Below are 326 nucleotides of genomic sequence, written 5' to 3' on the forward strand. Positions count from 1 at the left end.
ATGCTATTTTTCATGAATGATATTTGCTGTTACATCTTATTTTCAGAAAAAATCAATAAATTCTATATTGGTGCAACTCAGTCTAATTTAGAAATAAGAATTAAGAATCACAATTCACATTTTTATCAAGGCCAACACTTCTCAAATTCTGCTGAAGATTGGAATTTATTTTTAAAAATCCCAACTGATAATTATGCCCATGCCATTCGACTAGAGAGAAAAATCAAATCTATGAAAAGCTCAAAATACATTTCCAACTTGAAAAAATATCCAGATTTAATTACTAAAATTTTAGAAGAAACAAAGAATTAAGCAACTGACTCTCC

At 27.6% G+C, this 326-nt stretch carries 1 protein-coding gene; it reads left to right on the forward strand.

Features of this window, described 5'->3' with window-relative positions; all coding sequences use genetic code 11:
• The coding region (locus EGI22_RS13550) for a GIY-YIG nuclease family protein (RefSeq protein ID WP_255068999.1) at positions 1 to 312 on the forward strand (312 nt) is incomplete at its 5' end.
• Positions 313 to 326 lie beyond the last annotated feature (14 nt).

Source organism: Lacihabitans sp. LS3-19, from assembly GCF_024343575.1.
Lineage (GTDB): Bacteria > Bacteroidota > Bacteroidia > Cytophagales > Spirosomataceae > Leadbetterella.